26 protein-coding genes are annotated in these 26,939 nt (G+C 72.9%); 14 read left to right on the plus strand and 12 right to left on the minus strand.

Going from position 1 to position 26,939, the window contains the following annotated elements:
• Positions 1-29: 29 nt before the first annotated feature.
• The 4 genes from ACIG87_RS26830 to ACIG87_RS26845 form a co-directional block, all read right to left on the minus strand.
• A complete protein-coding gene (locus ACIG87_RS26830) occupies positions 30-647 on the minus strand; it encodes a PadR family transcriptional regulator (protein ID WP_396854210.1) in 618 nt (205 codons plus the stop codon).
• On the minus strand, positions 644-1,474 hold the full coding sequence (locus ACIG87_RS26835) for a DUF4097 family beta strand repeat-containing protein (RefSeq protein WP_396854212.1): 831 nt from the start codon (positions 1,472-1,474) through the stop codon (positions 644-646). The genes ACIG87_RS26830 and ACIG87_RS26835 overlap by 4 nt, the downstream gene beginning before the upstream one ends.
• 209 nt (positions 1,475-1,683) lie before the next feature.
• Positions 1,684-2,601, minus strand: a complete 918-nt coding sequence (locus ACIG87_RS26840; protein ID WP_396854213.1) for a lysophospholipid acyltransferase family protein — start codon at positions 2,599-2,601, stop codon at positions 1,684-1,686.
• Positions 2,598-3,377: a GNAT family N-acetyltransferase gene (locus ACIG87_RS26845; protein WP_396854215.1), complete on the minus strand. Its 780-nt coding sequence runs from the start codon at positions 3,375-3,377 to the stop codon at positions 2,598-2,600. Before ACIG87_RS26845 ends, ACIG87_RS26840 begins: the two co-directional genes overlap by 4 nt.
• Positions 3,378-3,586: 209 nt before the next feature.
• On the opposite strand from ACIG87_RS26845, the gene ACIG87_RS26850 reads away from it, so the two are divergent.
• The 5 genes from ACIG87_RS26850 to ACIG87_RS26870 all read left to right on the plus strand — a co-directional run bounded on the left by ACIG87_RS26850 (position 3,587) and on the right by ACIG87_RS26870 (position 10,540).
• On the plus strand, positions 3,587-4,252 hold the full coding sequence (locus tag ACIG87_RS26850; RefSeq protein WP_396854217.1) for a hypothetical protein: 666 nt from the start codon (positions 3,587-3,589) through the stop codon (positions 4,250-4,252).
• Positions 4,253-4,402: 150 nt separating this feature from the next.
• Complete coding sequence (locus ACIG87_RS26855; RefSeq protein WP_396854219.1) at positions 4,403-5,335, plus strand: ABC transporter ATP-binding protein; 933 nt, start codon at positions 4,403-4,405, stop codon at positions 5,333-5,335.
• Positions 5,332-6,156: an ABC transporter permease gene (locus tag ACIG87_RS26860; RefSeq protein ID WP_396854220.1), complete on the plus strand. Its 825-nt coding sequence runs from the start codon at positions 5,332-5,334 to the stop codon at positions 6,154-6,156. The genes ACIG87_RS26855 and ACIG87_RS26860 overlap by 4 nt, the downstream gene beginning before the upstream one ends.
• A 353-nt stretch (positions 6,157-6,509) precedes the next feature.
• Entirely contained in the window at positions 6,510-10,283 is a 3,774-nt protein-coding gene (locus ACIG87_RS26865) for a multifunctional oxoglutarate decarboxylase/oxoglutarate dehydrogenase thiamine pyrophosphate-binding subunit/dihydrolipoyllysine-residue succinyltransferase subunit (protein ID WP_396854222.1), read from the plus strand.
• Positions 10,284-10,348: 65 nt separating this feature from the next.
• On the plus strand, positions 10,349-10,540 hold the full coding sequence (locus ACIG87_RS26870) for a DUF6104 family protein (RefSeq protein ID WP_396854224.1): 192 nt from the start codon (positions 10,349-10,351) through the stop codon (positions 10,538-10,540).
• An 83-nt stretch (positions 10,541-10,623) separates the two neighbouring features.
• Here the strand turns inward: ACIG87_RS26870 and ACIG87_RS26875 are convergent, their stop codons facing one another.
• Positions 10,624-12,858: a bifunctional polysaccharide deacetylase/glycosyltransferase family 2 protein gene (locus ACIG87_RS26875; protein ID WP_396854226.1), complete on the minus strand. Its 2,235-nt coding sequence runs from the start codon at positions 12,856-12,858 to the stop codon at positions 10,624-10,626.
• Positions 12,851-13,420: a hypothetical protein gene (locus ACIG87_RS26880; RefSeq protein WP_396854227.1), complete on the minus strand. Its 570-nt coding sequence runs from the start codon at positions 13,418-13,420 to the stop codon at positions 12,851-12,853. The genes ACIG87_RS26875 and ACIG87_RS26880 overlap by 8 nt, the downstream gene beginning before the upstream one ends.
• 405 nt (positions 13,421-13,825) lie before the next feature.
• Here ACIG87_RS26880 and pta point away from each other — a divergent pair, with 405 nt between their 5' ends.
• Together pta and ACIG87_RS26890 are read left to right on the plus strand one after the other, a co-directional pair.
• Positions 13,826-15,901, plus strand: coding sequence for a phosphate acetyltransferase (pta, locus tag ACIG87_RS26885; RefSeq protein ID WP_396854229.1), 2,076 nt, complete (start codon positions 13,826-13,828; stop codon positions 15,899-15,901).
• Positions 15,898-17,019: an acetate/propionate family kinase gene (locus ACIG87_RS26890; protein WP_396854230.1), complete on the plus strand. Its 1,122-nt coding sequence runs from the start codon at positions 15,898-15,900 to the stop codon at positions 17,017-17,019. Before pta ends, ACIG87_RS26890 begins: the two co-directional genes overlap by 4 nt.
• Before the next feature lie 106 nt (positions 17,020-17,125).
• On the opposite strand, the gene ACIG87_RS26895 is transcribed toward ACIG87_RS26890, so the two are convergent.
• Entirely contained in the window at positions 17,126-17,302 is a 177-nt protein-coding gene (locus ACIG87_RS26895; protein ID WP_396854231.1) for a hypothetical protein, read from the minus strand.
• A gap of 156 nt (positions 17,303-17,458) precedes the next feature.
• Here ACIG87_RS26895 and ACIG87_RS26900 point away from each other — a divergent pair, with 156 nt between their 5' ends.
• Both ACIG87_RS26900 and ACIG87_RS26905 read left to right on the plus strand, forming a co-directional pair.
• Positions 17,459-18,346, plus strand: a complete 888-nt coding sequence (locus ACIG87_RS26900) for an alpha/beta hydrolase family protein (RefSeq protein ID WP_396854233.1) — start codon at positions 17,459-17,461, stop codon at positions 18,344-18,346.
• Between the two features lie 177 nt (positions 18,347-18,523).
• Positions 18,524-19,489 (plus strand): alpha/beta hydrolase family protein, encoded by a 966-nt coding sequence (locus ACIG87_RS26905; protein WP_396854234.1) that lies wholly within the window; start codon positions 18,524-18,526, stop codon positions 19,487-19,489.
• A 90-nt stretch (positions 19,490-19,579) separates the two neighbouring features.
• Here the strand turns inward: ACIG87_RS26905 and ACIG87_RS26910 are convergent, their stop codons facing one another.
• From ACIG87_RS26910 to ACIG87_RS26920, 3 genes are all read right to left on the minus strand, one after another.
• Positions 19,580-20,542, minus strand: a complete 963-nt coding sequence (locus tag ACIG87_RS26910; protein ID WP_396854236.1) for a zinc-binding dehydrogenase — start codon at positions 20,540-20,542, stop codon at positions 19,580-19,582.
• Positions 20,543-20,679: 137 nt separating this feature from the next.
• The gene (locus ACIG87_RS26915; RefSeq protein WP_396854238.1) at positions 20,680-21,858 is read right to left on the minus strand and encodes an NADP-dependent malic enzyme; all 1,179 of its coding nucleotides are present in this window, start codon (positions 21,856-21,858) and stop codon (positions 20,680-20,682) included.
• A 146-nt stretch (positions 21,859-22,004) separates the two neighbouring features.
• Positions 22,005-22,355: a S24/S26 family peptidase gene (locus ACIG87_RS26920; protein ID WP_396854239.1), complete on the minus strand. Its 351-nt coding sequence runs from the start codon at positions 22,353-22,355 to the stop codon at positions 22,005-22,007.
• 84 nt (positions 22,356-22,439) lie between these two features.
• Here ACIG87_RS26920 and sodN point away from each other — a divergent pair, with 84 nt between their 5' ends.
• The 3 genes from sodN to ACIG87_RS26935 all read left to right on the plus strand — a co-directional run bounded on the left by sodN (position 22,440) and on the right by ACIG87_RS26935 (position 23,804).
• Complete coding sequence (gene sodN, locus ACIG87_RS26925) at positions 22,440-22,844, plus strand: superoxide dismutase, Ni (protein WP_088645999.1); 405 nt, start codon at positions 22,440-22,442, stop codon at positions 22,842-22,844.
• A gap of 65 nt (positions 22,845-22,909) precedes the next feature.
• On the plus strand, positions 22,910-23,338 hold the full coding sequence (locus ACIG87_RS26930; RefSeq protein ID WP_396854325.1) for a GNAT family N-acetyltransferase: 429 nt from the start codon (positions 22,910-22,912) through the stop codon (positions 23,336-23,338).
• Between the two features lie 58 nt (positions 23,339-23,396).
• The gene (locus tag ACIG87_RS26935) at positions 23,397-23,804 is read left to right on the plus strand and encodes an ATP-binding protein (protein WP_396854241.1); all 408 of its coding nucleotides are present in this window, start codon (positions 23,397-23,399) and stop codon (positions 23,802-23,804) included.
• A 132-nt stretch (positions 23,805-23,936) separates the two neighbouring features.
• Here the strand turns inward: ACIG87_RS26935 and ACIG87_RS26940 are convergent, their stop codons facing one another.
• Positions 23,937-24,326 (minus strand): hypothetical protein, encoded by a 390-nt coding sequence (locus ACIG87_RS26940; protein WP_396854243.1) that lies wholly within the window; start codon positions 24,324-24,326, stop codon positions 23,937-23,939.
• A 42-nt stretch (positions 24,327-24,368) separates the two neighbouring features.
• Here ACIG87_RS26940 and ACIG87_RS26945 point away from each other — a divergent pair, with 42 nt between their 5' ends.
• Positions 24,369-25,319 (plus strand): diacylglycerol/lipid kinase family protein, encoded by a 951-nt coding sequence (locus ACIG87_RS26945; protein ID WP_396854245.1) that lies wholly within the window; start codon positions 24,369-24,371, stop codon positions 25,317-25,319.
• 443 nt (positions 25,320-25,762) lie between these two features.
• A complete protein-coding gene (locus ACIG87_RS26950; protein ID WP_067311984.1) occupies positions 25,763-26,020 on the plus strand; it encodes a WhiB family transcriptional regulator in 258 nt (85 codons plus the stop codon).
• A gap of 124 nt (positions 26,021-26,144) precedes the next feature.
• Here ACIG87_RS26950 and ACIG87_RS26955 read toward each other — a convergent pair whose 3' ends face one another.
• Positions 26,145-26,927 carry a sirohydrochlorin chelatase gene (locus ACIG87_RS26955; protein WP_396854326.1) on the minus strand — a complete coding sequence of 261 codons (783 nt, stop codon included), beginning with the start codon at positions 26,925-26,927 and terminating at the stop codon, positions 26,145-26,147.
• Positions 26,928-26,939 lie beyond the last annotated feature (12 nt).

Raw genomic sequence — 26,939 nt, forward strand, 5'->3', positions numbered from 1 at the left:
ACGCTTCCTGCAAAAACCCTGTGAAGCCGTCAGCGCAACAGCCGGCGCAGCCCGTCCAGCGCGCCGTCGAGGACCCGGATCGCGGTACGGAGCTGGGTGTCGCTGAGCCGGCCGGCCCGGACCAGCGCGCCGACCTCCACGGTGAACGCGGCCAGCCGCTGGTCGAACTCGGCCAGCAGGGGAGAGCCGTCCGGGGCGGGGGCCGCCGGGCGGGGCGTCGGCCCGGGTGCCGGCCGGTCCCAGCGGGCCTGCCGGGTCTGCCGGGTGGCCTCACGCAGCTCACGCTTGAGATCGCGCACCGACCCTCGCACCTCGGACTGGATCTCCCCGGCCAGCGCGGAGAGATCCTCCACGGAGGCGGTGATGTCGGATTCCAGGGTGTTCAGTTCGTCGGCGCGTTGGCGCAGCTCGGCCCGGCCGACATCGGTGATCTCGTAGACCTTGCGACCACCGGCGGCGGTGTGGGTGACCAGGCCGTCGGCCTCCAGCCGTTGCAGCCGGGGGTAGATGGTGCCGGCGCTGGGGGCGTACAGGCCGAGGAAGCGCTCCTCCAGCAGCCGGATCAGCTCGTAGCCGTGCTTGGGACCGTCGTCGAGCAGCCGGAGCAGGTAGAGCCGGAGTCGCCCGTGACTGAACACGGCGGTCACGGCTGCTCCTCCTGGTCGTCGGCCACCGGCCGGGCGAGCAGCGCGATGCTGCCGGACGTCGCGGACGCCCAGAGCTTACCCTCGCCCGCGCCGAGCACCCCGTGGCCGTCCTTGACCGGGCCGGACCCGGCCCCGCCGACGACCTGGGGGAAGCCACTGGTGATCCGGCCGGAGGTGGTCTGCAGGTGGACGGCGAGATCGCTGTCCTCGCGGACCCGGACGGTGATCGGCCCGGAGATGGTGCTGAGCCGGATCTCGCTGCGCCGGGGGTTGTCCAGGTCGCAGGTGATCGCCCCGGAGACGGTGTTGGCACGGACCCGGCCGGCCGCGCTGTCGGCGAGGGTCACCTCGCCGGAGACGGTCTCCAGGGTGAGGTCGCCGGTCACGCCGAGCGCCTCGACCGGACCGGAGATGACCTTCGCGTTGGTACGGCCGGCGAGCCCCATCAGGGTGACCCGCCCGGAGGTGACGTCCACGCTGGTGTCGGCGGTCAGCCCGGAGGCGACCAGCGAGCCGTCGACCAGCCTCAGGTAGGCCGGCACGTCGGCCGGGACGGCGATGGAGACCTCGGTGCGGAACCGGCGACCGAGCTGCCCCAACCACCAGAGGAACCCGGGCCAGCGGGGGTCGCGCTCGTGCCTGATCTGGAGCGCGCCGTCGTGGTGCTCGACGACGAGCGGGCGGCGGCCGATCCGGGTGATGTCGATCCGGGCCGGGCCGTCGGTGCCGACCACGTTGAGCCGCCCGGTGATCAGCCGGACGTCGAGCCGGGTGACCGGCCCCTCGATGGTGAGCCGTTGTGGGCTGTCGACAGTCCAGGTGGTCATGGCGTCCTCCCCTCGGGTGGGGCCGACCGGTCCCACCACTCACCAGGGAAGCGTAACGCGATACATCGCGATAGAACAAGACTGTCGCGTGTCGCCTTCCCGTCCGGCCTTCGGGCACCCGGGCGTCCGGGCCGGAAGGGCTCCGACGCCAGCACCTCCGGGCGGTACCGCGGTGGGGCGGGTGGGCCCGCGACACGGGTGATGACCCGTCAGGCGGCCAGACCGAGCCCCTTCCCACCGACAGCCGGAGACCCGCCGGCCGTCGCAGACGCCACCGCTGGCACGGGCCGGAGGGCGACCGGGCGGGGCGGGAGCAGGTGCACCGCCGACTCGGCGGCACGGGCCAGCAGCCGACGGTCCGCGCCGGGGGCCGGGTGCAGGGCAGCGGTCACCGCGACGTCCACCACCAGGTCACGGGCGGCCAGCACCCGGCACACCGAGCGCCACAGGGTCTCGTCGCCGAGGAAGGCGGCCGTGGTCGTCGCCTCCCCGGTGGTGGCGCAGCGGTAGCCGATCCGCAGCGGCACCACCGGCGCCCCGGCGTCGATCGCCGCCTGGAACGCCGCCGGCCGGAATCCCCGGCGCGGCCGGCAGTCCGCCGAGGGGGTGCTGCCGCACCAGGTCGTACCCTCGGGGAAGACCGCGACCGGGTGACCGGCCCGCAGCGTGGCCGCGAGCCGGGCCACCGTGCGGGGCAGCTCCCGGGGCCGCGACCGGTCGACGAAGACCGCGCCGGCGGCGCGGGCCAGCAGCCCCAGCACCGGCCAGTTCCGGACCTCCCGCTTGGCCAGCAGCCGGGCCGGCGCGACCGCCAGCACCGCGAGGACGTCCAGCCAGGAGACGTGGTTGGCGACCAGCAACGCCCGCCGCCGGGGCAACCGGCCGCGCACCGCCAGCCGCACCCCGAGCGCCCCGGCCGTCCCCCGGGCCCAGCCCCGGACCGCCGCCGCCCGCTCCGCCGCCGGCAGCACCGGCAGCAGTACGACCAGACCGACCCCGACCAGCACCATCCCGAGTACGCCCAGCAACCGGGCCGCCCGCCGCCCGAGCGACACCTCCGCCCGCCCCGCCCCCGGCAGACAGTCCGGGCCGCAGCCGGCGGTCGGCCGCCACAGCTCGGCGCTCACCGCGCCGCCCCGCCCAGGAAGTGCCGCAGGTAACGCGGGTTCATCCGGTCCAGCGAGAAGAGCACGTAGAAGTCGGCGCAGCGGAAGTCCGGGTCGTACGCCGGCTCACCGGCGATCCACGCGCCGAGTCGCAGGTAGCCGCGCAGCAGTGGGGGGACCAGCGCCCGCCCGGCGGCGTCGCCGGTGGCGGTCTCCGGTGCCGCCGCGCCCGGCTCGGCGAACCAGGGCCGCAGCGGGCGTACCCGCAGTGGCGGGGGTGCGAGGTGGCCGGCCCGGATCAGCGTCCACGCCTCGGCGGCTGCCCGGCCACCGTCACCGACCGGCACCGAGGCGCAGCCGCCCAGCCAGTTCGAGCCGCGCAGGTGCAGGTAGCGGGTCAGCCCCGCCCACATCAGGTTGATCACCGCGCCGGAACGGTGGTCCGGGTGGACGCAGGAGCGGCCCGTCTCGACCAGCAGGTCGCGCAGCGGGTCCAGCGCGGTCAGGTCGAACTCACCGGCGGCGTACCGGCGGCCGGTCCGCCCCGGTGGCAGCAGCCGGTAGGTGCCGACCACCGCGCCGGTGCGCTCCTCGCGGACGATCAGGTGGTCGCAGTGGACGTCGAGATCGTCGGTGTCCAGTCCGGCGACGTCCGGACGCAGGGTCGCGCCGAGTTCGGTGGCGAACACCTCGTGGCGCAGGCGTTGCGCGGCCGCGACCTGGGTCGGGTCGTCGGCGATCAGCAGGGTGTATCCACTGGTCGTCAGGGGTGCGCCAGCGGCATGCAGAACAGCCATGGGACCTGTGTAGGTGCCCCGGGTTGCCGGCCGCCCGGAGACGGGTGTCGATCCGGTGAACGCCGGTCGGCGGACCGGCCCCCACCGTGACCAGCGAGACCGACGGGACCGGTGGGGCCGGTGGGGCGTTTCGCGGGCCGGGCGGGGCGTGCGAGGCTGCCTCCGGGCACCCGGCCACCCGGGCCGGACGTACGACACGCGGAGAGCAGATGATCATCGAATCCCGGTACAACGGCCCGCCCGGCTCCGGCAACGGCGGCTGGAGCGCCGGGGTCTTCGCCGGGGCGTACGGCGCGGACCGACCGGTCGAGGTGACGCTGCGCCGCCCACCGCCACTGGACACCCCGCTCACCCTCGCCGACGGCGACGTCCACGACCCGGACGGGCAGCTGGTCGCCGAGGTACGCCCGGCCGGTGACCCGCCCGCCCCGGTCCCACCGGTCGACCTGGCGAGCGCGACCGCCGCCTCGGCCGCGTACCCGGGACTGGTCGACCACCCCTTTCCCGGCTGCTACGTCTGCGGCCCGGATCGCCCGGACGGCCTGCGGATCTTCCCCGGCCGGCTGCCCGACGGCCGGACCGCCGCGCCGTGGCGGACGCCGGAGCGGGTGACCGCGCCGACCGCCTGGGCGGCGCTGGACTGCCCGGGAGGCTGGACGGTGATCACTCCCGGCCGGCCGTACGTGCTGGGCCGGATCACCGTCGCGCTCGACGCGCTGCCCGAGCCGGGCGAGGAGTGCGTGGTCACCGGCGCGGTGGTCACTGCTGAGGGACGCCTGGCGGTGGTGCACACCAGCCTCTACGACAGCGCCGGTGGGCTGCTCGGCCGGGCCCGCGCCACCTGGGTCGCGCTGCCCTCCGCGTCTCGTCCCTGAGGACGACCGCCTCCTGCCTGAGACGGAGTACGACTTACCGACCTGGGCTGATGGCGTAGCTTGACCTGACCAGCCAGGCTGGCAGCGGCGCGTTCCGCAACGACGCCGCAGGATGCGGCGCACGAGGCGCCGCCGCACGGGAGGAGAACGATGTCCGACGGGCAGAGGAGCCCCAGCACCGGCCAGATCGTCGTGTCCGGACTGACCAAGCAGTACAAGAACGTACGGGCGGTCGACAACCTGTCCTTCACGGTCGAGGCCGGTCGGGTGACCGGCTTCCTCGGCCCGAACGGGGCGGGCAAGACGACCACCCTGCGGATGCTGCTGAACCTGGTCACCCCGACCGGTGGCACCGCGACCATCGGTGGCCAGCGGTACGCCGACCTGACCGACCCGCTGCGGCACGTGGGCGCGGTGCTGGAGGCGTCCAGCGCGCACAAGGGCCGCACCGGCGTCAACCACCTGCGGGTGATCTGCGCGGCGGCCGGCCTACCCAAGAGCCGGGCCGACGAGGCGCTGGCCCTGGTCGGGCTCAGTCCGGCGGCGAAGCGCAAGTTCAAGGGCTACTCGCTGGGCATGAAGCAGCGGCTCGGCATCGCCGCCGCGATGCTCGGTGACCCCCGGGTGCTGATCCTCGACGAGCCGGCCAACGGCCTCGACCCGGAGGGCATCCGCTGGATGCGTGGCTTCCTCAAGGGGCTGGCCCACGAGGGACGTACCGTGCTGGTCTCCAGCCACCTGCTGTCGGAGATGCAGTTGCTCGCCGACGACGTGGTGATCATCGCGGCCGGCAAGCTGATCCGGCAGGGGCCGGTCGAGCAGGTGCTCGGCTCGATGGCGCAGAGCGGCCAGGTGCGGGTGCGCACCCCGCAGGCCGAGGAGCTGACCGTGGCGCTGCGCGAGCAGTCCGCGACGGTGCAGACCGACGAGCACGGCGTGCTGCTGGTCAGCGGGGTGGACGCGCCGGCGATCGGCCGGGTCGCCCTGGCTGCCAAGGTCGAGTTGCACGAACTGACCCCGGAACGACCCGACCTGGAGCGGGTCTTCCTGGAGCTGACGGCCGGGAAGGCGGGCATTCGATGAACCTGGTCCGATCCGAGCTGCTGAAGATCCGTACCACCAGCACGTGGTGGATCTTCGGGCTGATCACGCTGCCGCTGTGGGCGCTCACAGCGCTGATCAACTGGTTGCAGACCGACGCGCTGGCCAACAGCGACTTCGGCGAGATGTCGGCCGACCAGGAGGCCCAGATCGAGGCCTCGCGGGCCGTGGAGAGCCTGGCCGCCAACGTCTACACCAACGGGCAGTTCTTCGGGCTGCTCATCGTGATGCTGCTCGGCATCATCGTGGTGACCAGCGAGTTCTTCCACCAGACGGTCACCACCACCTTCCTCACCGTGCCGCACCGCACGGCGGTGATGGTGGCCAAGCTGGTCGCCGCGGCCGTCGTGGCCATGCTGTTCTGGCTGGCCACCACCGTGCTCAACCTGATCTTCGGGGCACTGGTGATGAGCAGCGTCGACCTGGGTTCCCAGCTCGGCAGCGGCGCGGTCTGGCGGGCCACCGCGCTCAACGGCCTGGCGTACCTGCTCTGGTCGGTGCTCGGCGTCGGCCTCGGGGTGCTGATCCGCAGCCAGATCGGCGCGACCGTCACCGGCATCCTGCTCTACCTGGGCGGTGCGGTCGGCGCGGCCATCGCGATCGGCATCCTGGCGAACCGCTGGGGCGACTGGATCAACGACCTCCAGGTGCTGGTGCCGTCGCTGGCCTCGTCGCTGATGGTCAGCGGCACCGACATCCCGGGCAACCCGCCGCGCTGGGCGGGGGCGGCGGTCCTCATCGGGTACGCGGTGGTGGCCGGTGCCATCGGCGCGCTCACCATGCGGCGGCGGGACATCTCCTGACCTGTCCGGCATCCCGGCTGGTTCCGGCCCGGCGCGACGACCCGTCGCGCCGGGCCGGCCCACGTTCCGGGGCCACTCCGGGCCGACGGTGACTCCCCGGAGGCCCGCACCCACAGCTGGTAGGGCCCCGCGCGCCGGCCGGTCGGCCCGGGTGGCGCAGCGGAGTCGGTGGGACACGGGGAGCTGATCGCGCCTCTCGCATCTTCTGTGAAACCGACCACCCGCCGGAGGTGGAAATGCCTACCGTATTCCTACGGCGTAGCCTGGGAGCCGTCCCCCGCCCATTCGCACTCTCGGACGACGGCGGACACCGCGTGACACACAAACCCGCGTGAAAGAGGCGATTACCGGCCGTGTCGACCCAGCAGACTTCGCAGGAGAACCCACTGGCGGGTTTCGGCCCGAACGAGTGGATCGTCGAGGAGATGTACCAGCGCTACCTCGCCGACCCATCGAGCGTCGACTCGGCCTGGCACGATTTCTTCGCCGACTACCGACCCGCCCCCGGCGCCGCGACCCCGCGTCCAGCCGAAGGCAAGGGCGCACCGGCCACGGGCAAGGCCGCGACGCCGGAACCGGCCGAACAGCAGGAGCCGGCCGCCACCGTCACCCAGCAGCCGGCGAAGCCGGCCGCGCCCCCCGCCGCGAAGCCGGCCACCACCGCGAAGCCCGCCACCACCGCGAAGCCCGCCGCGAAGCCGGCCACCGCCAAGCCCGCCGCGACCGACAAGGCCGCCCCGGCGAAGCCGGCGGCGAAGGTGCCGACGGTCAGCGCCGCCGGCACCACGCCGCTGCGCGGGGTCGCCGCCCGGATCGTGCAGAACATGGACGCCTCGCTGGCCGTGCCGACCGCCACCAGCGTGCGCGCGGTCCCGGCCAAGCTGCTGGTGGACAACCGCATCGTGATCAACAACCACCTCGCCCGGGGGCGTGGTGGCAAGGTCAGCTTCACCCACCTGATCGGGTACGCGCTGGTCCGGGCCGTGGTCGAGCACCCGGAGCTGAACAACTCCTTCGCCGAGGTCGACGGCAAGCCGGCGATGATCCGCCCGGAGCACGTCAACCTGGGCATCGCCATCGACCTGACCAAGCCCGACGGCACCCGCAACCTGGTGGTGCCGTCGATCAAGGGCTGCGAGCAGATGGACTTCCGGCAGTTCTGGCAGGCGTACGAGGACGTGGTCCGACGCGCCCGCCGCAACGAGCTGACCATGGAGGACTACGCCGGCACGACGATCTCGCTGACCAACCCGGGCGGCATCGGCACGGTCCACTCGATCCCCCGGCTGATGCAGGGGCAGAGCGCGATCATCGGTGTCGGCGCGATGGAGTACCCCGCGCCGTACCAGGGGATGAGCGAGGCGACCCTGGCCGAGCTGGCGGTCAGCAAGATCATCACGCTGACCAGCACCTACGACCACCGGATCATCCAGGGCGCGCAGTCCGGCGAGTTCCTCAAGGTCATGCACGAGCTGATGCTCGGCGAGCGCGGCTTCTACGACCAGATCTTCACCTCGCTGCGCATCCCGTACGAGCCGGTGCGCTGGGTGCGGGACGTGGCCGTCGACTCCGAAGGCCAGATCAACAAGACCGCGCGGGTGCACGAGCTGATCCACGCCTACCGGGTCCGGGGCCACCTGATGGCCGACACCGACCCGCTGGAATTCACCATCCGCAAGCACCCCGACCTGGACGTCCTCCAGCACGGGCTGACCCTGTGGGACCTGGACCGGACCTTCCCGGTCAACGGCTTCGCCGGCAAGCAGCGGATGAAGCTGCGCGAGATCCTCGGCGTGCTGCGCGACTCGTACTGCCGCCGGGTCGGCGTGGAGTACATGCACATCCAGGACCCGGAGGAGCGCCGCTGGATCCAGGAGCGGATCGAGCGCCGCTACGAGAAGCCGGCCGCCGACGAGCAGAAGCACGTGCTCAACCGGCTCAACGCCGCCGAGGCGTTCGAGACCTTCCTGCAGACCAAGTACGTCGGCCAGAAGCGGTTCTCGCTGGAGGGCGGCGAGTCGCTGATCCCGCTGCTCGGCGAGGTGCTGGAGGCGTCCGCCGAGGACGGGCTGGACGAGGTCGTCATCGGCATGGCCCACCGGGGCCGGCTCAACGTGCTGGCCAACATCGTCGGCAAGCCGTACGAGAAGATCTTCTCCGAGTTCGAGGGCCACCTGGACCCGCGCTCGACGCAGGGTTCCGGTGACGTGAAGTACCACCTGGGCCAGAACGGCAAGTTCACCACCCCGGACGGCGACCACCAGGTCAAGGTCTCGGTGGTGGCGAACCCGTCGCACCTGGAGGCGGTCGACCCGGTGCTGGAGGGCATCGTCCGGGCCAAGCAGGACCGGATCGACCTCAAGCTGGAGGGCTACACCGTGCTGCCGCTGGCGGTGCACGGTGACGCCGCCTTCGCCGGGCAGGGCGTGGTGGCCGAGACGCTCAACCTGTCCCAGCTGCGCGGCTACCGCACCGGTGGCACCGTGCACGTGGTGGTCAACAACCAGGTCGGCTTCACCACCGCCCCGGAGTACAGCCGGTCCAGCCTCTACAGCACCGACGTGGCCCGGATGATCCAGGCGCCGATCTTCCACGTCAACGGCGACGACCCGGAGACCGTGGTCCGGGTCGCCCGGCTGGCCTTCGAGTACCGGCAGGCGTTCAACAAGGACGTCGTGATCGACATGGTCTGCTACCGCCGGCGCGGGCACAACGAGGGCGACGACCCGTCGATGTCCAACCCGCAGATGTACAAGATCATCGACTCGAAGCGTTCGGTCCGCAAGCTCTACACCGAGGAGCTGATCGGGCGGGGCGACATCACCGTCGAGGACGCCGAGGAGCTGCTGCGCGACTACCAGTCGCAGCTGGAGCGGGTCTTCAAGGCCACCCGGGACGCCGCCACCACCCCCCGCCAGGTCAGCCGGCCGCGCCGCGAGCACGAGCCGGAGCCGCAGGTGGAGACCGCCACCGACGCCGCCGTGGTCAAGGCGGTCGGCGAGGCGCACGTCAACCTGCCCGACGGCTTCACCCCGCACAAGCGGATCCAGCAGTTGCTCGACCGGCGGGCCAAGATGTCCGTCGAGGGCAACATCGACTGGGGGTACGGCGAGATCATCGCGTTCGGCTCTCTGCTGCACGACGGGATCACCGTCCGGCTCGCCGGCCAGGACTCCCGCCGGGGCACCTTCGTCCAGCGGCACGCCTCGGTGGTCGACTCGAAGACCGGCGAGGACTACCTGCCGTTGAAGACGCTCACCGCCGACGGCGAGCGGTCCCGGTTCTTCGTGCACGACTCGCTGCTGTCCGAGTACGCCGCGATGGGCTTCGAGTACGGCTACTCGGTGGAAAACGTCAACGCGCTGGTCGCCTGGGAGGCCCAGTTCGGTGACTTCGTCAACGGTGCCCAGTCGGTGATCGACGAGTTCATCTCCTCCGGCGAGGTGAAGTGGGGCCAGCGCTCCGCGGTCACCCTGCTGCTGCCGCACGGCCACGAGGGACAGGGCCCGGACCACACCTCCGGCCGCCCGGAGCGGTTCCTCCAGATGTGCGCCGAGGACAACATGCGGGTGGCCATCCCGACCACCCCGGCGAACTACTTCCACCTGCTGCGTCGCCAGGCCCTGTCGCCCAAGCGCAAGCCGCTGGTGGTGTTCACGCCGAAGTCGCTGCTGCGGCACAAGCTCTGCGTCAGCTCGGTGGAGGACTTCACCACCGGCACCTTCGCCCCGGTGCTCGCCGACACCGCCGCACCCGCGCCGGAGCAGGTCAAGCGGGTGCTGCTCTGCTCGGGCAAGGTCTACTACGACCTGTTCTCCGCCCGCGCGGAGCGGGGCGTCACCGACACCGCGATCATCCGGATCGAGCAGCTCTACCCGCTGCCGGTGGAGGAGATCCGGGCCGCGCTGGCGGCGTACCCGAACGCCGAGGACTTCGCCTGGGTGCAGGAGGAGCCGGCCAACCAGGGGGCGTGGAGCTTCGTCGCGCTCAACCTGCTGGAGCACCTGGCCGACGTCCGGCTGCGTCGCATCTCCCGCCCCGCCGCCGCCGCCCCGGCGGTCGGCTCGGCCAAGATGCACGAGGTGGAGCAGACCGGTCTGCTCGACGCCGCCCTCCCCCGCCCCTGACCCACCCGATCCCGACCCACCCGGCCCGCCCCTGTCAAGGTGCGGGCCGGCCCCGTCACCGAGGAATGAGGAACACGGTGTACTTCACCGATCGTGGGATCGAGGAGCTGGTGCAGCGGCGGGGAGACGAGCAGGTCACCCTGGAGTGGCTCGGGGAGCGGCTGCGCGACTTCGTCGACCTCAATCCCGAGTTCGAGACGCCGATCGAGCGCTTCGCCACCTGGCTGGCCCGCCTCGACGACCTCGACGAGGACTGACCTTCCTGCACCCGCACCCGCCTGGTCCACCCCGGCGCGATGGTCAGCCGTCCGCCGCCGGACCGCCTTCGGAACGGCGGCGGTCAGCCGTTGCGGACGGCCGGTGCCAGGCCGGTGCGGCGGAGCTTCTGCCAGCCCAGCCGGCCGCCGGTCAGCGCGGTGACCACCGCCTGGACCAACACCAGGTACATCAACTGCCGGTAGACGAACTGCTGGAGGGGTAGCACCCACAGCACCCCCAGCTTCTCCCGGTCGAGCCGGAACGCCACCACGGCGGTGATGGTCTGCACGCCGAGCATGAGCAGCCAGGCCACCGCCGTGGCCTGGCGGTCGAGGAAGAACAGGCCGTACAGGGCCAGCAGGTCGATCACCGGCGCGAGCAGCGGCAGCAGCACCCCGAAGAGGCTGAGGAAGAACATGCACCGCCGGGTGAACCGGCCCGACGCGCCCCGGTCGAACACGGAGCGACGGTGCTTCCACATCGCCTGCATGGTGCCGTAGCTCCACCGGTAGCGCTGCTTCCAGAGCTGGCCGATGGTCGTCGGCGCCTCCGTCCAGGCGCGGGCGGTCTCCTCGTAGACCACCTTCCAGCCGGCCCGGCCCAGGGCGATGGTGATGTCGGTGTCCTCGGCCAGGGTGTCGTCGGTCATCCCCCCGGCGTAGCGCAGCGCCTCCCGCCGGAACCCGCCGATCGCGCCGGGCACGGTGGACATGCAGCGCAGCGTCTCGTAGAGCCGCCGGTCCAGGTTGAACCCGATGACGTACTCGATGTGCTGCCACTTGGCGATCAGGCTGCGCCGGTTGCCGACCTTGACGTTGCCGGCCACCGCGCCCACCTGCGGGTCGGCGAAGGGCTGCACCAACCGGCGTACCGCGTCGGGCTCGAAGACGGTGTCCCCGTCGACCATCACGATCAGGTCGTGCCGGGCCAGCGCCAGACCGGTGTTCAACGCGCTGGGCTTGCCCCCGTTGGGCTTACGGACGACCCGGACGTTGGGCAGGCCGAGGGCGTCGACGATGTCCGCGGTGCCGTCGGTGGAGCCGTCGTCGACGACGACCACCTCGATCCCGCCGGGATGGTCGCCTCCGGCCAGGGATCGGACCGCCGCGGCGATCCCCTCCTTCTCGTTGTACGCCGGGACGATCACCGAGACCGGCGCGGTGACCGGCGGCCCCCAGGTCCAGCCCTTGGCCCGTCGACGTCGGGCGTGCCGCCCGGCGAGCACGAACAGCACGACGCTACGCCCCACGGTGAGCAGACCGACGACGACGAAGAGGCTCCCGAACACGGTCAGCATGTTGTCGGCGCCCTGCACCGCCCAGATCAGCATCCGACCGCGCCACCGGTCCCCGGTGCTGGCGGCCTTGGCGGCGTCCACCCGATGGTCCACCCCGGCGGCGGCGAAGGCGAGGTTCAACCCCTCGGTCGCGGTGACGAACCGGTATCCCCGTTCCTTCATCATCGGGATGAACCGGTCGAGGGCGGCGACGGTCTGCGCCCGGTCGCCACCGGCGTCGTGCCAGAGGGTGATGGCACCGGAGTCACCGTCCGGGGCGGCGTTCTCGACGATCTTGTCCACCCCGGGCAGCGACCAGTCCTGGCTGTCGGTGTCGTTGAGGAACGTCAGGTAGCCCAGGTCACCGGCGGTGGTGACCACCGGCCAGTCCCGGTTGTCGATCGCGTAGGCGTGCGAGGAGTACGGGAACCGGATCAGCGAGGTCCGCAGGCCGGTGGCGCTGGCCACGGCGAGCTGCGTCTGGGCGTACTCCAGCCGTTGCCGCCACTCGGGCAACTCCGCGAGGTCGGGGTGGGTGAAGGTGTGCACGCCGAGCTGGTGCCCACCGTCGGCCAGGTCCCGGGCCACCTCGGGGTACCGGGCGACCTGCGAGCCGAGCACGAAGAACGTGCCCTTGACCTGGTGGTCGTCCAGCACCCGCAACACCTCACGGGTCCAGACCGGGTCGGGGCCGTCGTCGAAGGTCAACGCGATGGTGCGCGGTGGCAGCCGGTAGGAGCGGACCATCTCGCTGCTGGCACTGATGATCGGTCCACCGGTCACCACCGAGGTGGGCACCTCACGCTGCCCGTCGGTGCTCTGCCGGCGGTCCGGGGCGAAGGACGCGTTGGCGTACGCGCCGACGAGCAGCACGCTGGCCAGCAGGGCCAGCACCATGCCCAGCAGGATCCAGCTCGGCGGCGGTACCGCCCGGCGACGCCGGGACGGGGGGACGGCTCGCCGGCGGGCCTGCGGGATGGCTCGGCTACGGGACGGCGGGATGGCTCGGCTACGGGACGGCGGGCGGGCCGGGTCAGCCATCGACGCGCCCGCCGTCGGCCCCGGGCAGCGGCTCGGGCAGGGACGACGGGTCGTCGGTCGGCGGCGGGGTGGGTGTCGTGGCCTCCGGGACGGTCCGGGTCGGCCGGGGCGACGTCGACGAGGTGACCGGGCTACGGCTCGGCGAGCGGGTGACGCTCGGCGACCGCGAGGGGGCGGCCGTGGTGGCCGGGACGGCGGCGGGGGCGCTCGCCCTCGGCGTCCGGGTGACGGCGCTCGGCGGCACGGGGGCGGCGGCCGTGCTGGCGGTCGGGGTGCTGGTCGCCTCGGCCTGCGGCGAGGGGGACCGCGCGGGTTGCTCGATCTCGTCCACGAAGGGGAGCACCGTGTGCGGCTCGATGCCCCCGGCGAAGCTGACCCCCACCAGCCCGGTGTAGATCAGGCCCAGCAGCCCGAGGGCGTACGCGAGCCAACGCAGCCGGGAGTGGCGTCGGCCGCTGGGGTCGACGAAGACGGGGGTCAGCCGGGGAACCGCGGCGATCAGCGCGGTGGGACCGTCTGCCCGACTGATCACCACGGTCGGCCCGTCGGCCGGGCTGATCACCGCGGTCGGCCCGTCGGCCGGGGTGGACGATCTGACGGGGGCGGGTGGTCTGACGGGGGCGGCCGGGCCGACGGAGGCGCGGGGACGCACGACCGGGGTGGCCGCCCTCGGCCGCACCTCGGTGGGCCCATCGAAATCCGTCACGCTTTCGGTACGTGGTGAATCGACAATCGACCGACGGCCGTTTGCACCTACGGGCGTCGATCTCCCATTCGGCGCATTGTTGCTGCTCAGACGGTCGGCAGTCATGGGATGCGAGTCTAGGCACGAGGATCGTTCGACTCCCAATGCGTCCCACGAATGAGACTCGGGTCGCACTGCCGGACGTCGCCCCACCCCGCCGGTGGTGGCAGGTCAGGACGAAGGTCCCGGGCGGGGAACGACGTGATCTTCTAGGGTGGTGGCGTGGCCCGCAGCGTCTACCTGACCAGCGTGGGGTCCGGCGGGGGTAAGTCGACCATCGCCCTCGGCCTCGCGGAACTCCTCTCCCGGCAGGTCGGACGGATCGGCGTGTTCCGGCCGCTGGTCTCCGGTGGCGGCCCCGACCCGATCCTCGCCCTGCTGCACGACCGCTACCGGATCGACCTGCCCGAGGGTGAGCTGACCGGCGCGACGTACACCGAGGCGGCGGCCCTGGTCGCCGACGGACGCCGGGAGGAGCTGATCTCCCGGATCGTCGAGCGGTACCGGGCGGTGGAACGACGCTGCCCGGCGGTGGTCGTGGTGGGCAGCGACTTCGCCGACGGCGGGGACGCCGCCGGCCCCCGTGAACTGGCCTTCAACGCCCGGCTGGCCACCGAGTTCGGCAGCGTGGTGGTGCCGGTGGTGGACGGCTTCGGGCAGCAACCTGAGGCGATCACGGCGGCGGCGCGGGGGGCGTACCACGATCTGGCGGACCTGGGCGCGACGGTGCTGGCGGTGATCGCCAACCGGGTCACCGGGTCGCTGACGCTGCCGGAGCTGCCGGTCCCCGCGTACGCCATCCCCGAGGTGCCGAGCGTGTCGGCGCCGACGGTGGCCGAGGTGGCGGCGGCGCTCGACGCCACCCTGCTGGCCGGGGACGACGCCGCCCTCGGTCGGGACGTGCTCGACTACGTGGTCGGCGCGGCGCACGTGCCGACCCTGCTCGACCACCTGACCGAGGGGGCGCTGGTGATCACCCCCGGCGACCGGGCCGACCTGCTGGTCGCGGCGAGCACCGCACACGTCGCCGGGCAGGTCTCGCTGGCCGGCGTGGTGCTCACCCTCGGCGAGCAGCCCGATCCCCGGGCGATGCGCCTGGTCGAGCGGCTCAACACCGGTTTCGCCGTGCTCTCGGTGACCAGCGACAGCTACGACACGGTCGAGGCGTCCAGCCACATCGAGGGGCGGCCCGGCCCGGCCAACCCGCGCAAGGTGGAGGCCGCGCTCGGCGCGTTCGAGGGCCACGTGGACACCGTCGACCTGGCCCGCCGGCTGCGGGTCAGCCGCTCCGACCGGGTCACCCCGCTGATGTTCGAGTACGACCTGATCGACCGGGCCCGCGCCGACCGCCGCCGCCTGGTGCTGCCGGAGGGCACCGACGAGCGCATCCTGCGCGCGACCGAGATCCTGCTCCGCCGGGGCGTGGCCGACCTGACCCTGCTCGGCCGCCCGGACGACGTGGCCCGCCGCACCCGCGAGCTGGGCATCGACCTCACCGGCGCGGACGTGGTCGACCCGGCCGCCAGCGCCTGGCGGGACGAGTTCGCGACCCGGTACGCGAAGCTGCGCGCCCACCGCGGCGTCACCGCCGAACTGGCGCACGACATCGTGGCCCAGCCCAACTACTTCGGCACCATGATGGTGGCCACCGGCCACGCCGACGGGATGGTCTCCGGGGCCACCCACACCACGGCCGCCACCATCCGGCCCGCCTTCGAGATCATCCGTACCGTGCCGGGCGTCTCGGTGGCGTCGAGCGTCTTCTTCATGCTGCTCGCCGACCGGGTGCTGGTCTACGGTGACTGCGCGGTCAACCCCGACCCGGACGCCGCCCAGCTCGCCGACATCGCCATCTCCTCGGCCGACACGACGGCCCGGTTCGGCATCGAACCCCGGGTGGCGATGCTGTCGTACTCGACCGGGGACTCCGGCGCGGGCGTCGACGTGGAGAAGGTCGCCGCCGCCACCAAGCTGGTCCGCGAGCGCCGGCCCGACCTGCTGGTCGAGGGGCCGATCCAGTACGACGCGGCGATCGACCCGCAGGTCGCGGCGACGAAGCTGCCGCAGAGCACGGTCGCCGGCCGGGCCACCGTGTTCGTCTTCCCGGACCTCAACACCGGCAACAACACGTACAAGGCGGTGCAGCGCTCGGCGGGCGCGGTCGCCGTCGGCCCGGTCATGCAGGGCCTACGTCGACCGGTCAACGACCTGTCCCGGGGCGCGACCGTCGCCGACATCGTCAACACCGTGGCCATCACCGCCATCCAGGCGGCCGGGTCGCCGGAGGAGGGGTCGTGACAGACCGGGTGCTGGTGCTCAACTGCGGGTCGTCGTCGGTGAAGTACCGGCTCTACGACGGCGAGTCGGTGGTCGACTCCGGCACCGTGGAGCGGGTCGGCGAGCCGGGCGGCGGACCGGCCGACCACGCCACCGCCGTGCGGGAGATCCTGGGCCGGCTCGACCTGGCCGGACTGACCGCAGTCGGGCACCGGGTGGTACACGGCGGCCGGCGGTTCAGCGAGCCGGTCCGCATCGACGACGCGGTCTTCGCCGCGATCGAGGAGCTGGTCCCGCTCGCCCCGCTGCACAACCCGGCGAACCTGGCCGGCATCGCGGTGGCCCGGGAACTACTGCCGGACGTCGGGCAGGTGGCGGTCTTCGACACCGCGTTCCACCACACCCTGCCCGAGGCCGCCGCCACGTACGCCATCGACCTGGCCACCGCCCGCCGCCACGACATCCGCCGGTACGGCTTCCACGGCACCTCCCACGCGTACGTGTCGAGGCGCACCGCCGAACTGCTCGACCGGCCGTACGACCGGCTGCGCACCATCAGCCTGCACCTGGGCAACGGGGCGAGCGCCTGTGCTGTCGACGGCGGGCGCAGCGTGGCCACCTCGATGGGGATGTCCCCCCTCGAAGGGCTGGTGATGGGCACCCGCAGTGGTGACCTCGACCCGACGATCATCTTCCACCTGCGCCGCGAGGGCGGGCTGACCGTCGACGAGATCGACGACCTGCTCAACCACCGCAGCGGGCTGCTCGGGCTGACCGGGGCCAACGACATGCGGGAGGTGCAGTCCCGACGGGCCGACGCGGACCCCGCCGCCGTCCTCGCCTTCGACGTCTACTGCCGCCGGATCACCGGGTACGTCGGGGCGTACCACGCGCTGCTGGGTGGGGCGGACGCGATCACCTTCACCGCCGGGGTGGGCGAGCGCTCCCCCGAGGTACGGGCCGCCAGCCTGGCCGGGCTGGACCGGCTCGGCATCGCCGTCGACCCGGACCGCAACGCCGGCACCGGGGACCGGGTGATCTCCCCGGCCGGTGCGCAGGTCAGCGTCTGCGTGGTCGGCACCGACGAGGAGCGGGAGATCGCCCGGGAGACCCGTGCGGTGGTCGGGGCGGGCGGCTGAGGCCGCCTGGCCAGCGCCGCGCCGTCCGGCAGCCAGGGTTGCGGCTCTACGGAGTGGAACAGCGTCGGCCGGCTCAGGGGCGGGCCGGGCGCGGAACCTGGGCGGGTCAGCTCAGGGCGAGCCACAGGGTGACCACGACCACCGCCGCCACGACCACGGCCACGCCGATCAGCAGCGGCAACCGGGACGCTGCGGCATCCGCCGGCGAGGCGGCGTCGGGGGCGTGGGCGAAGGCGCGGAACTGCTCGGTGTCGCCGCTCGGGTCCAGGTACTCGTCAGGCATGTCGGAGACCCTAGCGAAGCCGGGCATCCCGCAGCACCCTGCCTCACCTGAAGTGACGGCTCCGATCCGAGGGGTGGAGGCCGACCGGCCGGGTGGTGACCCCCATCGGTCCGGACGGCGGGGCCGGGGTGGGCGGCCGACCCCTACGGTCGGGGGATGGGGATGAGGCGGCTGGGCGTCGTGGTGCTGACCGCGTTGCTCGCCGGTTGCGGCCCGGCCACCGCCACCACCGGGCCACCGCCGCCGGCCCGGCACGCCCCGGACCTGGTCCGGCCGGTCGCGGTACGCACCCTCACCGTCGACCCGACCGGGCCGCGTCCGCTGCCGGTGACGCTCTGGTACCCGACCGAGGGCGGTCGGATCGCCCCGGGTCGGTTCCCGGTGGTGGTGCACAGCCACGGCCTGCGCAGCCTCCCCGAACTGCACGCCGCGCTGGCCACCCGGTGGGCCGCCGCCGGTTTCGTGGTGGCCGCGCCGGCCTACCCGTACACCAACCGGCGGGCTGCCCGGTTCAGCCGCGCCGACGTCCGCAACCAGCCCGCCGACGCCTGGCGGCTGATCCGCCACCTGGTCCAGCTGGATTCCCGCGCCGGTGACCCGCTCGCCGGGCACCTGGACGTCGGCCGGTTCGCCGCGACGGGGCACTCGGCGGGCGGCTTCACCACGGCCGGCATGTTCACCTCCGGTCACTCCGCCCGGCTGCGCTCCGGCGTGATCATCGCCGGTGGCGGGCTGGCCGGCGCCTTCGCCGGACCGACCGCCCCGCTGCTCTTCGTGCACGGCACCGCCGACCCGGTGGTGCCGCTGGCCGTCGGTCAGGCCGGTTACCAGCGGGCGACCGGCCCGAAGGCGTTCCTCAGCGTGCTCGGACAGGGCCACGGCGAATACCTGGCCCCGGGCCGGCCCGGCTTCGAGCAGGTCCTCGCCACCACCACCGACTTCCTCCGCTGGACCCTCTACGACGACCGGGACGCCGGCCGCCGGCTGCGCACCGACGCCACCCGCCCCGGCGTCACCACCCTGGACGACCGGCTGACCGGCTGACCGCCTTCGCCGGCCGAGCCCCGCCCCGAGCCCCGCCGGCCGAGCCCCGCCGGCCGCGCGGGCCGACCGGCCGGTGGGTCGCCCCGGCGTGCTGCCAGGTCGACCGACCGTCCGCTGCCGGCCACCCCGCGTCCAACCCGGGGCGGGCGGCCTGCCGGGCGGGGCACAATCGGGTTCATGTTCCGTCGCCGTACCCCGGTCCTGCTGACCGCCGCGCTGCTCGCCACCGGCCTCGCCGGCTGTTCGACGCAGAGCCCCAGCTCAGGCAGCACCACGCTGCCGGAGCCACCGAAGATCACCACGCCGGCACCGCGCGTTTCCGCCGGCACCGCGCCGGCCGAGGCGTTCGCGGTCGGCGTACGACAGCTGAAGCTCAACCGGGGCGGCGACCGCCCGCTGCCGGTGACCCTCTGGTACCCGGCCCGGGGCACCGCCGGCGAGGCGGCGCAGCGCGACGCGACGGCGGCGACCGGACGGTTCCCGGTGGTGGCGTTCAGCCACGGCCTGAACGGCCGGCCGGCCGACTACCAGGCGCTGCTGACCCGCTGGGCGGCGGCCGGCTTCGTGGTGGCCGCACCGGCCTTCCCGCACACCGGCAAGGGCTCCGACGGCAACGTCCTGGACGTGCTCAACCAGCCCGCCGACGTGTCGTACGTGCTCGACAAGGTGCTGGCGCTGGAGACGAAGGCCGGCGACCCGCTGCGCGGCCGGTTGGCCACCGACCGGGTGGCCGCAGCCGGGCACTCGGCGGGCGGGGCGACCACCATCGGCCTGTTCACCACCTGGCGCGACAAGCGGTTGGCCGCCGGGGTGGTCTTCGCCGGGACAGGGCTGGGGGTGGGCACCGCCTTCGCCGGGGCCGCCGCCCCGCAGCTCATCGTGCACGGCCAGGCCGACAAGGTGGTCGACTACGCGGCCGGCAAGGCCGTCTACGACGCGGTGCCCTGGCCGAAGGCCATGCTCAGCCTGCCCAAGGGCGACCACGGCCAGGCCCTGCTCGGCGACGGCGCGGCCCTGCGGGTGGTCTCGGACACCACCGTCGAGTTCCTCCGCTGGACCCTCTACGGCGACGAGGCCGCCAAGGACCGGATCCCGGCCGAGGCGGCCCGGGGCGGCCTTGCCACCCTCGACGACCGTCTCTGACCGCGATGCCCGTCGGGCCGCCTGGCCCGCCACCGGCCCGGCGGCCACGGTCGGGGCCGTCGGGCCGACAGCGTGGCGGCCGTCGCCGGATCAGGCGGTGTGGTCGACGACGACCTTGCCGAAGACCTCACCGGAGTGCAGCCGGGCGAAGGCGTCGGCCACCCGGCTGAACGGGACCACGCTGTCCACCACCGGGCGCACCTCGTGCTCGGCGCAAAAGGCGAGCAGCTCGGTCAACTCGTCCGGGGTGCCCATCGAGGTGCCGAGGATCTCCAGCTGCATGGCGAAGACCCGGCGCAGGTTGATCTCCGGCAGGTGACCGGAGGTCGCGCCGGAGACCACGATCCGGGCCATCGGAGCGGCCGACTTCAACGAGTGGTCGAAGGTGGCCGCGCCGACCGTCTCGACCACCACGTCGACCCGCTCCGGCAGCCGGGCGCCGGGCTCCACCGCGGTGGCGCCCAGCGCGGCGATGCGCTCCCGCTTGCCGGCGTCGCGGCTGGTGGCGTACACCCGCTTGCCCAGCGCCACACCGAGCGCCACCGCCGCGGTGGCGACACCGCCGCCGGCCCCCTGCACCAGCACCGACTCGCCGTCGGCGACCCGGCCCCTGGTGGTGAGCATCCGCCAGGCGGTGAGCCAGGCGGTCGGCAGGCAGGCCGCGTCGGTCACCGACAGGCCGGTCGGCAGCGGCAGCAGGTTCATCCGGGGTACGGCCACCCGCTCGGCGAGGGTGCCCTGGTAGTGCTCGGAGAGGATGGAGACGCCGCGCGGGTCGCCGGGGGTGGGCAACACCGGGTAGATGACCACCTCGTTGCCGTCCGGGTCGGTGCCGGCCGCGTCACAGCCGAGGATCATCGGCAGTTGACCGTCGGCGAGCCCCACCCCCTTGAGCGACCACAGGTCGTGGTGGTTGAGCGAGCTGGCCCGGACCTGCACGGTCACCCAGTCGCCGTCCGGGTGGGCGGGCTCGGGGCGGTCACCGACGGTGAGCGCGGCGAGCGGGTTGTCGGCGTCGAACCGGGAGGCATAGGCGGCACGCATGATCCGCACCGTAACAGCGGAACGATCGTTCAAGAAGGGTCCGGGCCGGCCCGGACCCTTCCCGTGCGGTCACGACGTGCGGCGCACCACCGGTCGGGACGGCGTGGCGCACCGATGGTCGGCACCGGCGCGCGCCGGTCGCCGGCTCAGGCGCGGGCGACGCCGTCGTGCCGGGCCGCCTCGGCGACCGCCTCCGCCACCGCCGGGGCGACCCGGGGATCGAGCGGGGACGGCACGATCGCGTCCGCGCTGAGCGATTCGGCGACCACCCCGGCGATCGCGTCGGCGGCGGCCACCTTCATCCCGTCGGTGATCCGGGTGGCCCGGGCGTCCAACGCGCCCCGGAACACGCCGGGGAAGGCGAGCACGTTGTTGATCTGGTTGGGGTAGTCGCTGCGCCCGGTGGCGACCACCGCCACGTGCCGGGCCGCCACCTCGGGGTCCACCTCGGGGTTCGGGTTGGCCAGCGCGAAGACGATGCCGCCGGGGGCCATCCCGGCGACCGCCGCCTCGGGAATCCGCCCGCCGGAGACGCCGATCAGCACGTCCGCGCCGCGCAGCGCCTCGGTGACGTCACCCCGGCGGCCCTCGGCGTTGGTGATCTCGGCAAGGTGCGCCTTGGCCTCGGTCAGGTCGGTGCGGTGCCGGCCGATGACGCCCCGGGAGTCGCAGACCACCACCTGGTCCGGGTTCACTCCCCCGGCGATCAGCATGTGGGTGACCGCGATTCCGGCGGCGCCGGCCCCGCTGACCGTCACCCGCAGGTCGCCGAGCTTGCGGTGGAGCAGGCTCGCCGCGTTGCGCAACGCGGCCAGCACCACGATCGCGGTGCCGTGCTGGTCGTCGTGGAAGACCGGGATGGGCAACGCCTCGTCGAGCCGTCGTTCCACCTCGAAGCAGCGCGGGGCGCTGATGTCCTCCAGGTTGATCCCGCCGAACGACGGGGCGAGGGCCCGCACCGTCGCCACGATCTCGTCCACGTCCTGGGTGTCCAGACAGATCGGAACCGCGTCCACGCCGGCGAACTGCTTGAACAGCACCGCCTTGCCCTCCATCACCGGCAGCGCCGCACGCGGGCCGATGTTGCCGAGTCCGAGGACGGCGGAGCCGTCGGTGACGACCGCGACGGTGTGCGACACCCAGGTGTACTCGTCGACCAGGGCCGGATCGGCGGCGATCGCCTCGCACACCCGGGCCACCCCCGGGGTGTAGGCGAGCGAAAGGTCCTCACGGCTGGTCAGCGGGACCGTCGAGGTGACGGCCAGCTTGCCGCCGAGGTGCAGTCGGAAGACGGGATCAGCGGGATCCACGGTGGACGCAGACATGGTGACTCCAGGATCTGTCGAGCAGACGGAGCGGCCGGCGCGTGGGCGCGAGGTGAGGCGGTGCGGCGACACGCGGTACGCGGTACGGGGGTCACCCGGGCACCCCCGAGCATAGTCAGCCGACTGGCACCCGGATGTGGGGAGGGTCATATCGGTTTGGGTGTCAGCCGGCCGGGACGGGGCCAGTAGCGGAACACCACCCGACCCAGCACATCGGCCACCCCGTACGCCCGGGAGTCGTCGGTGACCAGGTCGTTGTCGCCGCGTAACCACCAGCCGCCGTCCTGCGGGCGGACGGCGCGCTTGACCACCAGCAGTTCCGGCCTGCTCCGGAAGACGGCCACCACCACGTCGCCGGGGCACACCGGCCGGCCACCCCTGCGGACCAGGACGGCATCGCCGTGCCGCAGCGTCGGTGACATGGACGGCCCGGTCACACCGACGGCGGTGAGCGGTGCGCGCAGCCGTACTGTGGAACCCGACCCACCTACCGTCACGAGGTTTCCCCTCCGCCCCTGCCGGGGACGTCCTCAGGAGTAGTGTCGGTTCGGATCATCGCAAACATCCCATGGAGGACCCTGATGCGACTTCCCCGCATCCTCTCGCCCCGTGTGACCGCCAGCGCGCACTGCGACCTGCCGTGCGGCGTATACGACCCGGCGCAGGCCCGGATCGAGGCCGAGTCGGTCAAAATGATCTGCGAGAAGTACCAGGCGAACACGGACCCCGAGTTCCGTACCCGGGCGATCCTGATCAAGGAGCAGCGCGCCGACCTGGTCAAGCACCACCTGTGGGTGCTCTGGACCGACTACTTCAAGCCGCCGCACTTCGAGAAGTACCCGCACCTGCACCAGCTGTTCAACGAGGCCACCAAGGCGGCCGGCGCGGCCGGCGCCAAGGGCGCGACCGACCCGGCCAAGGCCGACGAGCTGCTCCAGAAGATCGACGAGATCTCCAAGATCTTCTGGGAGACCAAGCAGGCGTGACCCTGCCCGCCCCGGCACCGACGATCCGGCCGGCACGTCCTGAGGACGTGCCGGCCGTCGTCGCGATGGTGCACGAGCTGGCCGACTACGAGCGGGCCGCCGACCGGTGCCGGCTGACCGGGGCGCAGCTCGACACCGCCCTGTTCGGCCCGACACCGGCCCTGTTCGGCCACGTCGCGGTGGACGGCGACGACGCGCCCGTCGGCTTCGCGCTGTGGTTCCTCAACTTCTCCACCTGGGCCGGTGTGCACGGCATCTACCTGGAGGACCTGTACGTCCGCCCGGCCTACCGGGGCACCGGGGCCGGTCGGGCGCTGCTCGCCACGCTCGCCGCGATCTGTGTGGAACGCGGCTACCAGCGGCTGGACTGGTGGATGATCGACTGGAATCCGGCCGCCACCTTCTACGCCTCGATCGGGGCCGAGCCGATGACCGAGTGGGTTCCGTACCGGCTCAGCGGAACGGCGTTGCGCGATCTTGCCGGCCCGGGGTGACGTCGACCACGCGCGCGGACGCCCGGCCGGGTAGAGTCCCGGACCGGGGGGATGAGGCGTGACTCAACTGACCGGCCAGCCAACAACCGACGACGACGTCGTGCACCTCACCGTGCCCGCCGACGGCGGCTACCTGGGCGTGCTGCGCACCGCCACGGCGGGGCTCGCGGCCCGTCTCCAGTTCGCCCTCGACGAGATCGAGGACCTGCGCATCGCGGTGGACGAGGCGTGCGCGATGCTGCTCGCCATCGCCACCCGCGACGCCGAGTTGGAGTGCCGTTTCTCGGTCACCGAGGACGCGTTGACCGTCGAGGTGACGGTCCCGACCGTGCGCGGCGCCGCGCTCCCGGGGGAGTCCTCGTTCGCCTGGAAGGTGCTCACCGCGCTGACCACGGCGGCGGCGGCCGAGTCGGCCGACGGCCGGGCCACCATCTCGCTGTTGACCCGCCGCTCCGCCGGCTACTGACCCCGCCACTGCCCCGCCTCCGGCCGTGCGTCGGGCACGGGCCCGTCAGCCGGTCGGCACGGGTGCCGGCCGTCGAGGGTGGGCACCGGGGTCGTCAGGGACCGGCGGCACCGGCGGACGACCGGCGGGTGGTCAGCCGAAGCCCAGGGCCTTCGTGGTGGGCGGACTGACCAGCAGCGCGCAGACGCCGAGGCCGAGCGCCATCAGCGGTACGCCGAGCCAGCCCAGCCCGCCGGAGATCATGAACCAGCCGACCGGCAGCAGCATCAGCTCCAGCACCATCGCCGGGGCGCGGGCACCCGCCCGGCGGCGGGCCAACGCCCCGCCCAACGCCCAGAGCGCGACGGCTCCGGCGATGGCGAACCCGGTCACGAAGAGTGCCGAGACAAGGTCGGTCCTGGTGGCGGTGAGATCGGCCCAGACCAACCATCCGGAGAGCAACGCCAGGCCGACCGCCTCGGCCCGCAGCAGGCGTACCGCCCAGCGCAGGGTGTCGGGAACCGGCACGGAGTCGATCGTCACGGGGGTCACGATACCCCCGCCCGATCACGTAAAGTGCCGCCCATGCGGGCCGTCCTGGTGGTCAATCCGAAGGCCACCACCACCAGCGAACGCAGCCGGGACGTGCTGGTCCGGGCGCTGCGCAGCCAAGTAGACCTGTCGGTGCGGTACACCCGACGCCGGGGCCACGCCACCGGCCTGGCCCGGGAGGCCGCCCAGGAGGGCGTCGACCTGGTGGTCACGCTCGGTGGCGACGGCACGGTCAACGAGGTGGTCAACGGTCTGATGACCGCCGATCCGCCGACGATCCGTACCGGTGGCTCCCCGGCGGAGCGGTTGCCCGCGCTGGCCACCGTGCCGGGTGGCTCGACGAACGTCTTCGCCCGCGCCCTCGGGTTGCCCCGGGAGTGGGCGGACGGCACCAGCATGATCCTGGAGGGGCTGCGGCTGGGCCGGTCCCGCACGATCGGGCTGGGCCGGGCCGACGACCGCTACTTCACCTTCTGCGCCGGCTTCGGGCTCGACGCGGCGGTGATCCACCGGGTGGAGCAGGCCCGGCGGCGGGGGCGGGTGTCCACGCCGACGCTCTACTTCCGCTCCACCCTGAGTCACTACTTCCTCGGCTCGGACCGGCGGCATCCGGCGATCAGCCTGGAGCGGCCGGGGGAACCGGCCGAGGGCGAGCTGGGCACGGTGATCATCCAGAACACCGCGCCGTGGACGTACCTGGGCGACCGGGAGATCAACCCGAACCCGGAGGCGTCGTTCGATCTCGGGCTCGACGTGATGGCGCTTCGTCAGCTGCGCGTCGCCAGCACCACACGGACGGTGACCCAACTCCTGTCGCGCCACCCCGATCCGCGCGGCAAGCAGGTGCTTCGACTGCACGACGTGGACGAGTTCACGCTGGTCTCGGCCCGTCCGCAGGCCTTCCAGCTCGACGGCGACTACCTCGGCGAGCGACACAAAGTCAGATTCACCTCCGTTTCCGGCGCACTGAGAGTAATCTGTTAGGTCTCGGGTAACGCCCTAGGTCGAGCGGTCGGGACACCGCGCGGCGCGGTGGCCGCCACACCGAGGAGGTAGTGCCGGAAATGTCAGCAATGTCACGCGGACTGTACTATATTGATCCTCGACTGTGGTACGCCGGGTAGCGGGGAAGCCCGGAAATCGGACAAAAGGGTCGTGAGCTTGCTCACCGAGCGGAGTTTTTCCGAGCGTCACCCCTTGACATCGCGTTCGTTCGTGAAAGTATTCACAAGCGAACTTGAGTTACCGGAACATTGCCTGGATATGCTCGGCGGGTTGAGTAGTTCCAGCAGGCCCAGGCGCTGAACGAGTCTGCTCACGCAATGCTGAATAGTCGTAAGCGAACCGTTACGACCGGCACTGCGGACGGATATAAGAAAAGCACGAGCGTTATCTGCCACCCATCCAGAATGAGGAGTGTTGCCGCCATGGACTGGCGTCACAATGCCGTCTGCCGCGACGAGGACCCGGAGCTGTTCTTCCCGATCGGGACGTCCGGCCCCGCCGTTCTGCAGGTCGAGCAGGCCAAGGCCGTCTGCCGGCGCTGCTCCGTGACCGACCAGTGCCTGCAGTGGGCACTGGAGTCCGGTCAGGACGCTGGCGTCTGGGGCGGGATGAGCGAGGAGGAGCGCCGCGCGGTCAAGCGCCGTGGCGGTCTCCGGGTGCTGCGCGCTCACTCCGCCTGAAACCGATCACACGCCGTACGCCCCGGCCGGGTTCGTCCCGCCGGGGCGTTCTGCTGCCCGCACTCTCCGTGACCGGGCTCGACGGACGACCCACCGCGCGTCGCGTCGATGCGGTGACGCAGGGTCACATCGGCGCGGTGACCCCGGTCATCGGGCCGCCCATCGCGTCGACCCGGCGCAGCACCAGATCGACCAGGTCCGGCGCGTCGTTCAACGGTGCGCTGACGGCGACCGCGCCGGCCCGTTCTGCCGCCGCCACCACGGAGTCGTGGAAGAGCCCCGGCGCCAGGAAGTACGCCGCCACCGCCACCCGCCGGGCACCCGCCGCACGCAGCCGGGCCACCGCCACGTCGGCCGTCGGCGGGGCCGCCGAGGCGTACGCCACCGTGCAGGGCACGCCGGACCGGGCGGCCATGGCGGCGGCGACCCGCCCCACCGAGCCACGGGCCCGCGCGTCCCGGGTACCCGCCGCCGCCAGCACCAGCGCGTCGACAGGCCCCGGATGCGCCTCGGCCAACCGGCGACCCAGCCCGGCCAGCAGCCCCGCGTCCACTGTCCCGTCGGCCGGCCCGAGCACGTCGGTCACCCGTACCGTCAGCGCCGGCGCGGCCTCCCGGGCTGCCGCCACCGCCGCCGGGATGTCCACCCGCCGGTGGTACGCGGCGGTGAGCAGCAGCGGCACCACCACGACCGTACGGTGACCGGCGGCAGCCAGCCCCCGCAGAACCTCCGTCGGCCCCGGATCGGTGTGGTCCAGCCAGCTCGGCAGCACCGGCGGGCCGGGGCGGGCCGCCTCGACGGCACGGGCCAACGCCCGGGTGGCCGCCGCCGCCCGAGGATCTCGGCTGCCGTGCGCCACCAGCACCACCGGCACCCCGGGACCGCACAGGCCAGCGGGACCGGGCAGGCCGTGAGAACC

Source organism: Micromonospora sp. NPDC051925 (assembly GCF_044548625.1).
Lineage (GTDB): Bacteria > Actinomycetota > Actinomycetes > Mycobacteriales > Micromonosporaceae > Micromonospora.